Consider the following 12110-nt stretch of genomic DNA (forward strand, 5'->3'; position numbering starts at 1 on the left):
TATTTCAGCATTTTAAATTATAAACCACACGAAAGGATTCGTGCGGTAGCGGGGGTAAGTTTTATTTCTTTACACTATCTTTTGTCTTAGAATTTTTTTTTACAACTACTTTTTTTGATTTTCGTGCAGTTATAAATTCACTAATTTCTAATCTCTCTTTTTCTGTTAAAGGTGGACTTTGAATAATAAAATCAACACCTTTTGGTTCTTTGATTAAATTCATTTTTTATGATTTAAAATATTTTTGCACTAATTTTTTTGATGCTTCGGTTTCAATAATCATTCGCTGATTTTTGAAATGAAATGCCCCTAAACTTTCTTCATAATGCTTGATTAAATTTGATTTGGCTGTAAACGCAACGAATCCATCATAACCTTTTTGGAAAGAAACTTTACAAGCAAACGAAACTAAATTTCCTGCTACACCTTCATAAAGTTTGTTTTTCCCAATATTAAATGGAGCACTTTCAAGTAGATTAATATAAATATGGTCTTGTTCAATAGCTATACTCAATAATCCTTGAATTATATTGGGATTATTAATAATTGTCAATTTATAGACTTCTTTTTTAATGTCTATGAATTCTGTTCTCCAATCAAAATTCCAATCATTTTTCTTGGCAAAAATCTTTAAATCAATAGAGGTCAATCTGCTAACTTCTGTTTGAAAACTATCTCCAGAAATAGTATTCAAGATTGAATCTGTTAGTTTGTCAATTAGAAAACTTTGTTCTATTTGTTCTTTGTTAACCATATATCAAAAGTACAAATTTTCTAGTTCAAATAACATGTCCTTTTGAAGTTTTTAAAATTACAAATAGCTAAAAAACAATATCTTGACTTTTTTAAAAAAAGGCCAATTTACTTAGCTACCTTGTGTTTCCTATTGCGTGGTAATTATAATTCAAAATTTGTTATGAAAATAGTTTAACAAAAGCCAAAGCTCAAAAACGGTTGTTTTTGAGCTTTATTTATACTTATTTTGAGCTTGAAATTTAAAAATAGGTTTTCACTGCAAATTCAAACTGTTCTATAAAAATCTTCTTAAAAGCACTGATATTGTTTTGTTCATAAAAAACTAACATTGCTTTTTTATAATCTATAGAGTCAACGGTTCTAAATGAGATTGGACAATATTTATGATGAATTAAAATGGCATTACTAATTATTCTTGCTGTCCTTTTATTTCCATCGGAAAAGGGTTGAATATAAGAAAGAAGTACTAAAACCAAAAAAGATTTATCAAAGATACTTTCACGAGAATTAATAAGTAAACATAAATCTTCCAATGCTTCTTTTATTTGAAACTCATTATCTAAGGGTTTATAATTTGTTCCAGAAATACCCACTCTTCTGTTTCTAATATTTCTGTCAATCCCCAATCCATCAATCAATAAACTATGGATGTCTTCAATTCGAGAAACTGCCAAAGGACTTATGTAATCAGGGTTAGCTAAAATAAAATCCAACGCTTCCTTGTGGTTCAACAGCATAACAGCTTCATCTTTTGTTTTTCCTGCTGCCGTTTCTTTTTCTTTTAATAACCTTTCTGTTTCTAATAATGAATAGGTATTCCCCTCAATTTGAGAAGATTTCCAACTTAAATCAATGACTAATCTTTCAAACTCTTTATTAAATTCTGTAACAGAAAGTTTTGCAATGTTAGCACTAAATTGATGTTGTAAATTTGATAGTTTTTCAGCTTCATTCTTAGTAAAAATTAATACATTTTTTAAAGTGTCTTTAATAAGACTAAAATTAAAGGTCTCTTTAATTTTTCTTTCATCAATTTCTTTTTCAAAATAAGTTTCTATTTCAATTGGCACTAAAATATCAAATGCTTTACTTAAGGCATACTTTGTTGCTTTTCCTCTTCCTATTAAAGTAATAAGATTTTTTTCAAATAATAGATTAATCGTTCTTTTAACGGTTGCAAAAGCTACTATATTTCCTAATCCCTCATGAATTTCTCTTGAAGAACTATTGGGATGCTTATGGATATAATCCAGCATAGCTGTTTCTAAATCGAATTTAATCTTTGCCATAAAAAACACTTTGAGCTCACAAATTTAACAAATAAAGCTCAAAAAAATACGTTTTTGAGCTTTATTTGACTTTTAATTGAGCTTGAAATGATTTTACGAAGCTAATTCCAAACGCTTTAATAAATTTTTGGTCAAGGCATCCCTTGTATAATCAACGTCGACATGAAGTTCTTTTTCATCCGAACTCGGCAAATCATACATAGCATCGGTTAAAATGGCTTCACAAAGTGAACGCAAACCTCTTGCTCCTAATTTGTATTCCAATGCTTTGTCAACAATATAATCTAAGGCGTTGTCATCTATGGTGAATTTCACTTCATCCATCGCAAACAATTTTTTATATTGCTTGATTAAGGCATTCTTTGGTTCGGTTAAAATAGCGCGAAGCGTTGCTCTATCCAAAGGATCCATATGTGTTAATACCGGAAGTCTGCCAATAATTTCAGGAATTAATCCAAAATCTTTGATGTCTTTCGGAATAATGTATTGAAGTAAATTGTCTTTGTCAATATTATCTACATTTCTGGAAGTGCTATAACCAACAGCAGTTCGATTTAATCGCTTAGAAATAATTCTTTCAATGCCATCAAAAGCACCACCGGCAATAAATAAAATATCTTTGGTATTTACTTCAATAAATTTTTGATCCGGATGTTTCCTTCCTCCTTTTGGTGGAACATTTACTACCGTTCCCTCTAATAATTTCAGTAAAGCCTGTTGCACACCTTCGCCTGAAACATCACGAGTTATGGATGGATTGTCGCTCTTACGGGCTATCTTATCAATCTCGTCGATAAAAACGATACCTCTTTCGGCTTTCGCCAAATCGTAATCAGCGGCTTGTAACAATCGGGTTAAAATGCTTTCCACATCTTCACCCACATAACCAGCTTCGGTTAAAACCGTTGCGTCAACTATAGCTAAAGGAACTTCGAGCATTCGGGCTATGGTTTTTGCTACCAATGTTTTTCCGGTTCCGGTTTGCCCAACCATGATGATGTTGCTTTTTTCAATTTCAACATCTTCTTCGTGTTGCAATTGCATCAATCGTTTGTAATGATTGTAAACTGCAACCGACATTACTTTTTTGGTTTGGTCTTGTCCAATAACATATTGATCAAGGAAAGCACGTATTTCTTTTGGTTTTTTCAAAATCAAGTCAGTAGCTGACTTTATAGCAGTTCCGCCTGATTTCAATTCTTCTAATACTATTCCGTGAGCTTGTTCGATACATCGGTCGCAAACATGCGCATTAATTCCGGCGATCAATAAATTGGTTTCCGGTTTTTTCCTTCCACAAAAAGAACATTCTAAAACTTGTTTTGCCATATTTTCTTTTAGTGCCTATGTGCCTGAGTTTTTTCTAAGTTACTCTCAACTCAGCTACTTAGCAACTTATTTAATTATCTTCTTAACACTTCATCAATCATTCCGTATTCTTTAGCTTCATCGGCAATCATCCAGTAATCGCGTTCTGAATCTTTGTGAACTTTATCAAAAGTTTGTCCGGAATGATGAGAGATTATTTGGTATAACTCATCTTTCAGTTTCAACATTTCTTTTAAGTTAATTTCCATATCGGTTGCCACTCCAGAGGCACCACCTGAAGGTTGGTGAATCATTACTCTTGAATGTGGTAAAGCCGAACGTTTTCCTGCAGCACCAGCACATAATAAAACCGCACCCATAGAAGCTGCCATTCCGGTACATATAGTTGCTACATCTGGTTTGATGTATTGCATGGTGTCATAGATTCCCAAACCTGCATAAACGCTCCCGCCCGGAGAATTGATATAGATTTGGATGTCTTTTGAAGCATCTACACTTTCCAAAAACAACAATTGTGCTTGGATGATGTTGGCCATATAATCGTCAACTCCTGTACCCATGAAAATGATTCTATCCATCATCAAACGAGAAAAAACATCAAGTTGTGATACATTCATTTGGCGTTCTTCAATAATATAAGGTGTCATACTGCCTACGATTTTATCGTAATATAAACTGTTTACGCCGTGTTTTTTGGTAGCAAAATTTTTGAATTCTTTTGCCATTTGGAGCTTAGCTCTCGGGTCTTTTCCGTAGTCCATTTTAAATTTTTTTATGGGTTTTAAAATACTATTTTAGTCAAAGTTTGTGCCTTGTTATTTAAAGTGACAGAGTGTCGGTATGCTGAAAACCTAGCCCGGATGGTAGTGGAAATCCTTTTTATTGTTTAAGAAAATGCCCTTCAACTACGCTCAGGGTAACAAACAATAAAAAGATTGCAACGGACAGCCGGAAAAAGCTTCTAAAGATTCTGACCCGAGCACAGCGAACTGATGCAGTAAACAAGTTCAGAATAAAAAAAGCGCCAAATTACTTTGACGCTCAAATATAGTAAAATATATTATTAGTGTTTTAATTCACCATACATTGCTTTGATGAAATCATCATAGCTAACTTCTTTTGTTTTGGCCTTTACTTTGTCTTTAAACAAGTTTAGCATTTTTTCGCTCATAACCTGCTCAGACAAACGTTTAACTTCGTCTTGGTTTGCCATTACACGAGCTACAATTCCTTGAACATCTTCATCTGTTGGATTCATTTGTCCGAATTGTGCCATTTGTTTTTTTATAACATTTGAAGTATAGTCTTTTAATTCTTCGAAAGTGATTTGCAAATTGTTATCTGTCATTACCTTACCTTCGATTAGTTGGTAACGCAAGCCTTTTTCCGATTTGTTGTATTCCGCTTCAGCTTCTTCTGCATTCATTGGGTTTTCACCAGCAGTTTGTATCCATTTTTTTAGAAATGAAGCCGGTAAATCAAACTTGGTTGATGCGATTAGTGACTCGGTCACATCGTTTAAGAATTTTTGATCGGATTGCTGAGTGAATTGTTGCTCAGCGTCTTCTTTGATTTTTGCTTTTAGTTCAGCTACAGAAGTCACTACTTTTGGTCCGAATAATTTATCGAATAATTCTTGATCTAAAGTAGCCAGTTCGTGACCTACCACTTCATCAATGGTGAAGGTTACTTCTATATCTAAACCGTGAACATCATCGTGACCAATGGCCAAAACGTCCATTAATTTGTGATCATCATCGAACAAACCTTTTGTTTTCAACGTCACAACATCGCCTACTTTTTTACCAATGAACGATTTCGCCGTTTTCTTATCAGCGAAAGTATCTAATGATAATGTCGTTCTGTTGTTAATTTCTTTTTCTTCATTTGTGAAAAACCCAGAAACATCATTTCCTTCTTCAACAGTGTCTTTAGCGATTAATTTTCCGTATTGTTTTTGAATACGTGCAATCTGATCGTTTAACATTTTATCGTCGGCAACAATTTTATATTGCACTAAATTATTTTTAGCGGCTAAATCGACTGTGAATTCAGGAGCTAAACCTAATTCAAATTCAAATTTATAATCTTCAACATCCCAATTGAAATCTTCGGTCACTCTTGGAAGCGGATTTCCAAGGATATCTAACTTTTCTGAAACTAAATATTTGTTAAGGTTGTCTTGCAACAATTTGTTTACTTCTTCTAATAAAATAGCTTTACCGTATTGCTTTTGGATTAGACTCATTGGTACAGCTCCTTTTCTGAAACCTTTGATTGCAGCGTTTTTACGATAATCTGCCAATACTTTACTTACCTTTTCTGCATAATCGTTTTTTGCCACTTCAACAGTAACAATAGCATTCAATGCATCTACGTTATTTCTTGTAATATTCATTTTTTATACATACTAAAATTGGGTTGCAAAATTATAACATTTATGCAACCCAACCAAGTTTTTATTTTATTGATTTACACCCTATTTTTTTGTATCTCCGGTGATTTGATAAACCAAAGATTGCGAAAGTGACAAAATAATGCTAAAAAGCATGGCTGTCCAAAACGAACTAACGCGAAATCCTTCTACAAAATGATCGCAGAGCAATATAATTACGGCATTGATTACCAGTAAAAATAATCCAAGCGTAAACATGGTTACGGGTAATGTGAATAACACTAAAACAGGTTTTACAAAGAAGTTGAGTAAGCCCAAAACAATGGCAACTGTTAGGGCTGTAGTGAATTCGTCAACAATTACTCCTTTCATGATTTTGGCGATGACCAATACTAAAATGGCTGTGATAAGTATTCTAAATAGTAGTTTCATAGTTTGATATAAGTTTTAATTTTAAGCCATCTCGTTAGTCAAAAATCTTGCCGTTTCCACAAAAAATAATTTCGGATTTTCGGCATGTAACCAATGACCAACATTTGGAATTGTTGCCAATTCAAAACTAGGGAAATGTATTTTAATTTCAGGTAAATCTGTATCCAAAATATATTTTGAATTACCACCACGAATAAACAGTGTTGGTTTGTCGAAATGATTTTCTGTAGGCAATGCCTCTCCAATAGTTTCAATTTTGGCATTAAAAACGTGTAAATTAAATCGGAAAGCTAATTGACCTGGTTCAACCCAATAGAGATTCTTCATCAAAAATTGGCGTGTGCCAAAATCCGGAATGAATGGATAAAGTATTTCTTCTACTTGAACTCTGTCTGGTTTTGAAGAAAAATCTACAGCATTCAAGCCTGCTAAAATAGCTTCGTGATGTGGCGGGTAATATTTCGGACCAATATCGGCGACGATTAACTTCTCTACCATTTCTGGATAACTTGTGGCAAAAAGCATCGCTACTTTTCCGCCCATTGAATGTCCAATAATCGAAATATTTTCTAAATGATAGTGTTGGCAATAGTTCAAAACATCATTCGACATTATGGTATAATTTAATTCATCTGAATGAAAACTTTTGCCGTGATTTCTTAAATCGAGCATATGAACTTCAAAACCTTCGGCAGCATAGTTTGAGCCTAAAGATTTCCAATTGTCCGACATTCCGAGAAAACCATGGATAATAATCAGTGGCTTCCCACTGCCTTCAATTCTCGAGTGTAATAACATTATTTTAATCTTTGTAAATACATATTAACTACATTGTCAAGCCCAAGATATAAAGCTTCTGAAATAAGTGCGTGACCAATAGAAACTTCCAACAAACCCGGTATATTTTCTTTAAAGAACTTAATATTATCCATACTCAAATCGTGACCGGCGTTGATTCCTAAACCTAAATCATTGCATAAAACTGCTGATTTTATATAAGGTTCGATTGCATTCAGATTTCCCAAACCGTATTGATGGGCAAAGGCTTCGGTGTATAATTCGATGCGGTCGGTTCCTGTTTTTTTGGCACCTTCAATCATTTTCAAAACCGGATCAACAAATATTGACGTTCGGATTCCGTTTCTTTTAAATTCAGCTATTACTTCGGTCAGATAGGATTCATTTTTAACGGTATCCCAACCTGCTGATGATGTAATTGCTCCAATAGCATCTGGCACCAATGTCACTTGTTTGGGTCTGCATTCTAAAACCAAATCGATAAAATTATGCTGTGGATTGCCTTCGATATTGAATTCGGTGTAGACAATTGGTTTTAAATCGCGCGCATCTTGATAGCGAATATGTCTTTCATCCGGTCTAGGGTGAATGGTTATTCCATGTGCTCCAAATCTTTGAATGTCTTTGGCAACCTGCAGTAAATCTGGAACATTACCACCACGTGCATTTCGCAAAGTCGCTATTTTATTGATGTTTACACTTAGTTTAGTCATGCTTTATTTTTTAACCTCAAATTCGCAAATTTTTTAATTTAAGAACAGAAACAATTTCCGAATTTGCTGTAAATTAATTTTTACACAAAAATACAAAGTTAACCAAGCCATCATGTCCCAAAATTTGATTATTTTGCAGTCGTTAAAAGATACAGCAATCATGAGACAACTTTCGGAGTATATCAATAACGATTTTAAACCCTTTTCGAGTTCGGAAACTGTAGCAGAAATTCAGGATTTCTTTTCAGAAGTTACCTATTCACATTTTCCTGTTATGGATAACGGAATTTATTTAGGTTGTATTTCTGCTGTAGATGCTGAAACCTTTGAAACTGTTAAAAAAATTAGCGATTTTAGATATTCATTTGAAGGTTTTTTTGTTCGTGAATCCATGATATGGCTGGATGTATTAGAGGTTTTTGCTAGAAATAATTCGAATATTGTTCCTATTTTGGACGAAACTAACAACTATATTGGTTATTACGAAATTACCGATGTCATTAAGTTTTTAAACGAAACACCTTTTCTTAAAGAAACAGGAGGAATCATCGTGGTTGAAAAACCAACTGCAGATTATTCGATGAGTCAGATTACCCAAATTGTAGAAAGCAATAATGGCAAACTACTAGGTGTTTTTGTTTCAGAAGCCAATACTGAAAAAGTGCAGGTGACAATAAAAACAACACTTGGTGCTATGAATGAAATTATTCAATCGTTTCGTCGATATAACTATGAAATTGTATCTGAACATCATGAAGACAACTATTTGAATACCCTAAAAGAGCGTTCTGAATATTTGGATAAGTATTTAAATATGTAAATCAAAGTTGGAAGAACGAAGTTAGAAGTTAAAAACTTTAAAACCAGAAACTTAAAATATAACTCAAATGAAAGTTGCCATCTTCGGACAATATTATCAAAACGACACAAGGCCTATTATTAAAGACATTTTTGTTTTTTTCAATAGAAACAATGTGGAATTGGTTATTGAGGAAAAGTTTCTTGAAATATTATACAAAGAAGAGATTGTCAGTAAAAAATATAACACTTTTGCTTCCCACGAAGATTTAGACAGTAGTTTTGATATTCTTATCAGTATTGGTGGGGACGGAACCATTTTAAGAGCAACTAATTTTGTCCGTGATTCCGGAATTCCAATTCTTGGTGTCAATGCAGGAAGACTAGGTTTTTTGGCCAAAGTTCAAAAAGAGAACATAGAATCATTTTTACAGATTGTTTTAGAAAAAAAATATACAATATCAGAAAGAACATTATTAAGCATTGAATGTCCGGATATTGACCTAAATTTTGCCATGAATGAAATAACGGTTAGTAGAAAAGACACTACATCAATGATTACGATTGAAACCTTTCTGAACGGTGAATATTTAAACTCTTATTGGGCTGATGGATTAATAATTTCAACGCCTACAGGATCTACAGGTTATTCCTTGAGTTGTGGCGGTCCTATTCTAACACCAAATGTAAACGGATTGGTTATCACGCCAATTGCTCCACACAATCTCAACGCAAGACCGCTTGTAATTCCAGATGATACCGAAATAAAACTTAAAGTTTCGGGTAGAGAGGAACAATATTTGGTTTCTTTAGACTCCAGAATTACCTCTATCAGTAATAATTCTGAATTGGTAATTAATAAAACACCCTTCAAAATTAATATGGTTGAGATTCCTAATGAAACATTTTTTAAAACACTTCGAAATAAATTACTTTGGGGAGAAGACAAGAGAAATTAGAAAAAATTCCCGTATGTTTATACTACGATTCTAAAAAACTCGTTTTTAGAATAGAAACCATTTTAAGACTAATTATTATAAGCTCTTTATTTAATTTAACATAAATATAAATTTCATGTTAGATACGTACTGAGAATTGTTATATTTGCACGCTATTTTCAATTTGATGAAAAAGATTTTAGTATTATTTTTTTGTTTGATTTTCCAGAATGTTTTGATAGCACAAATTAATGAAATTGGTGTTTTCTTAGGTGGGAGTAATTTTATTGGAGATGTGGGTAAAACCACTTATGTTTCACCAAATAAATTGGCCTTTGGAATATTATATAAATGGAATAAAAGTCCTAGACATTCCTATAGAATTTCCTATACTCAGTCAACTATTTCAGGAAATGATTTAGATTCGGGAGTGCGAGGCAGAGTTGAAAGAGGTTATAAATTTAAAAATGAAATAAAAGAATTTTCAGCTGGATTGGAATTCAATTTTTTTGATTTTAATCTACATGAAAAACTGACAAAAAAAGTAACCCCATACGTATATACGGGAATTACTTATTTTGCATATGATGAATTGTTTGTGATTAATGGAGAAACCCATTTGGATTATACCTCAAGTACATTTGCCATACCAATGATTGTTGGGGTTAAAAGTAATGTTTTTGAAAATATAATTTTAGGTTTTGAAGTTGGAGCACGTTATACTTTCACTGATAATTTAGATGGGAGTTTGCCAAAAAACAGAAATTTAGAGCCATTGAAATTTGGGAATTTAAACAGCAAGGATTGGTATGTGTTCACAGGTTTTACGCTAACGTATACCTTTACTGAAAAACCTTGTTACTGCAAACAATAAAAATGAACTTAATAGAAACCATTAATAAAGACAACTTACCTAAACATCTAGCCATAATTATGGATGGAAATGGTCGTTGGGCAAAACAAAAAGGTTTATTAAGAGTATTGGGGCACGAAAAAGGAACAAAAGCAGTTAGAGCTACTGTAGAAACTTGTGCCAAACTAGGAATAGAAAATCTAACATTATATGCATTTTCAACCGAAAACTGGAACAGACCAAAGTTAGAAGTCGACACCTTGATGAAGTTATTAGTCAATTCGTTAAAAAAGGAACTAACAACTTTAGAAAAAAACAACATTCGATTAAACTGTATAGGAAATATTGATTTGCTTCCGGCAAAAGCAAAAGAGGCCCTTTTAACAGTTATTGAAAAAACAAAAAACAACACGAGAATGACCCTGACATTGGCATTGAGCTATGGTTCGAGGGAAGAATTGTTAAATGCTGTTAAAATTATAAGTGAGAAAGTTAAAAATAATATAATTTCTACAGACACTCTTGATGAATCAATTATTAATGAGCATCTTTACACGCACAATTTACCCGATGTAGATTTAGTGATTAGAACTAGTGGAGAGCACCGAATTAGCAACTTTTTGCTATGGCAAATAGCTTACGCAGAGTTTTATTTTACAGATGTATTATGGCCTGATTTTAAAGAAGAAGATTTATATGAAGCCATTATTAGTTATCAAAAAAGAGAAAGAAGATTTGGAAAAACAAGTGAACAAATTAAATAAAAATTCCGTGCAGAATTACCCTTCGAAAATATTCCTATTAATTTTATTTTTTGGGACTATTTTTCAATTACAAGCCCAAGAAAGATTACCATTTGATCAAGGCAAAAAATACATATTAGCAAATGTAAAAGTAAACGGTAAAATCAGTTACAACGAACAAACCGTTGTAACATTTGCTGGACTGGAAAAGGGGCAAGAACTTACAGTACCCGGTGAAGAATTAAGTAATGCAATAAAAAAACTTGGTAAACTTGGCCTTTTTAGCGATATAGATTTTTATGTAAATAAAGTAGAAGCGGACAGTATTTGGTTAGACCTTGATATTGTTGAACTTCCTAAACTTAGTGAAGCTAAAATTCAGGGTGTAAAAAAATCAAAAACCGAAGCATTAATAAAGGATAATGGGCTGACAAAAGGAAAGATTGTAAATGAAAACTTGATTACAACCACTAAAAATTACATCGAAAATAAATACAAAAAAGACGGTTATTTTAATACCAAGGTTTTTATTAACACCATTCCGGACACAACAGAAGGCAATAATGTCAAAATGCTTGTGAATATTGACAAAGGTGATAAGCTGAAAATTTCGAGTATAAGTTTTGAAGGCAATGAAAAGTTTACTGATGCCAAACTGAGAAAAACGATGAAAAACACTAAGCAAATCAATCCTATTCGTGTTTTTAAAGCATCAAAATATATAAAAGATAAGTACAAAGAAGATTTAACTTCTATCGTTGATAAGTATAAAGAAAAAGGATTCAGAGATGCTCGAGTTATTTCCGATTCTGTATTTTTAAATACCAAAAAAACGAAATTAGCAATCAATGTAAAAGTAGAAGAAGGCAGAAAATATTACTTTGGAAATATTAAATTTCTTGGGAATTCTGTTTATTCAGATCAATTGTTAGGAAGGGTATTAGGAATCAAAAAAGGAGATACTTATAATGGCGTTTTGCTTGAAAAAAGAATTGCCGATAAATCAAAACCTGACGGAGATGATATTACCAACTTATATCAAAACAACGGTTATTTATTTTCAAAC

Annotated in this window: 14 protein-coding genes; 5 read left to right on the forward strand and 9 right to left on the reverse strand. The window is 32.6% G+C overall.

The window, feature by feature from the left end; all coding sequences use genetic code 11:
* Positions 1-61: 61 nt before the first annotated feature.
* From ACOYLP_RS07110 to ACOYLP_RS07150, 9 genes are all read right to left on the reverse strand, one after another.
* Positions 62-223, reverse strand: a complete 162-nt coding sequence (locus tag ACOYLP_RS07110) for a hypothetical protein (protein ID WP_422855490.1) — start codon at positions 221-223, stop codon at positions 62-64.
* 3 nt (positions 224-226) lie between these two features.
* A complete protein-coding gene (locus ACOYLP_RS07115) occupies positions 227-754 on the reverse strand; it encodes a hypothetical protein (protein WP_422855491.1) in 528 nt (175 codons plus the stop codon).
* Between the two features lie 241 nt (positions 755-995).
* Complete coding sequence (locus ACOYLP_RS07120; RefSeq protein WP_422855492.1) at positions 996-2045, reverse strand: Fic family protein; 1050 nt, start codon at positions 2043-2045, stop codon at positions 996-998.
* A 93-nt stretch (positions 2046-2138) separates the two neighbouring features.
* On the reverse strand, positions 2139-3374 hold the full coding sequence (gene clpX / locus ACOYLP_RS07125) for an ATP-dependent Clp protease ATP-binding subunit ClpX (protein ID WP_422855493.1): 1236 nt from the start codon (positions 3372-3374) through the stop codon (positions 2139-2141).
* 74 nt (positions 3375-3448) lie between these two features.
* Positions 3449-4135 (reverse strand): ATP-dependent Clp endopeptidase proteolytic subunit ClpP, encoded by a 687-nt coding sequence (gene clpP, locus ACOYLP_RS07130; RefSeq protein WP_422855494.1) that lies wholly within the window; start codon positions 4133-4135, stop codon positions 3449-3451.
* A gap of 302 nt (positions 4136-4437) precedes the next feature.
* Positions 4438-5772: a trigger factor gene (gene tig, locus ACOYLP_RS07135; RefSeq protein WP_422855495.1), complete on the reverse strand. Its 1335-nt coding sequence runs from the start codon at positions 5770-5772 to the stop codon at positions 4438-4440.
* Between the two features lie 81 nt (positions 5773-5853).
* Positions 5854-6201: a phage holin family protein gene (locus tag ACOYLP_RS07140; RefSeq protein WP_422855496.1), complete on the reverse strand. Its 348-nt coding sequence runs from the start codon at positions 6199-6201 to the stop codon at positions 5854-5856.
* A gap of 21 nt (positions 6202-6222) precedes the next feature.
* Positions 6223-6999 carry an alpha/beta fold hydrolase gene (locus ACOYLP_RS07145; protein WP_422855497.1) on the reverse strand — a complete coding sequence of 259 codons (777 nt, stop codon included), beginning with the start codon at positions 6997-6999 and terminating at the stop codon, positions 6223-6225.
* Positions 6999-7712 (reverse strand): pyridoxine 5'-phosphate synthase, encoded by a 714-nt coding sequence (locus ACOYLP_RS07150; RefSeq protein WP_422855498.1) that lies wholly within the window; start codon positions 7710-7712, stop codon positions 6999-7001. The genes ACOYLP_RS07145 and ACOYLP_RS07150 overlap by 1 nt, the downstream gene beginning before the upstream one ends.
* Before the next feature lie 160 nt (positions 7713-7872).
* Here ACOYLP_RS07150 and ACOYLP_RS07155 point away from each other — a divergent pair, with 160 nt between their 5' ends.
* The 5 genes from ACOYLP_RS07155 to ACOYLP_RS07175 all read left to right on the forward strand — a co-directional run.
* Positions 7873-8532, forward strand: a complete 660-nt coding sequence (locus tag ACOYLP_RS07155; protein WP_422855499.1) for a CBS domain-containing protein — start codon at positions 7873-7875, stop codon at positions 8530-8532.
* 67 nt (positions 8533-8599) lie between these two features.
* Positions 8600-9469 (forward strand): NAD kinase, encoded by an 870-nt coding sequence (locus ACOYLP_RS07160; RefSeq protein ID WP_422855500.1) that lies wholly within the window; start codon positions 8600-8602, stop codon positions 9467-9469.
* 166 nt (positions 9470-9635) lie between these two features.
* Positions 9636-10322 (forward strand): DUF6089 family protein, encoded by a 687-nt coding sequence (locus ACOYLP_RS07165; protein ID WP_422855501.1) that lies wholly within the window; start codon positions 9636-9638, stop codon positions 10320-10322.
* 2 nt (positions 10323-10324) lie between these two features.
* Positions 10325-11065, forward strand: a complete 741-nt coding sequence (locus ACOYLP_RS07170; protein ID WP_422855502.1) for an isoprenyl transferase — start codon at positions 10325-10327, stop codon at positions 11063-11065.
* The coding region (locus ACOYLP_RS07175) for a BamA/OMP85 family outer membrane protein (protein ID WP_422855503.1) at positions 10998-12110 on the forward strand (1113 nt) is incomplete at its 3' end. The genes ACOYLP_RS07170 and ACOYLP_RS07175, both read left to right, overlap by 68 nt.

The sequence above is a fragment of the Flavobacterium sp. genome (assembly GCF_049318325.1).
Taxonomy (GTDB): domain Bacteria; phylum Bacteroidota; class Bacteroidia; order Flavobacteriales; family Flavobacteriaceae; genus Flavobacterium.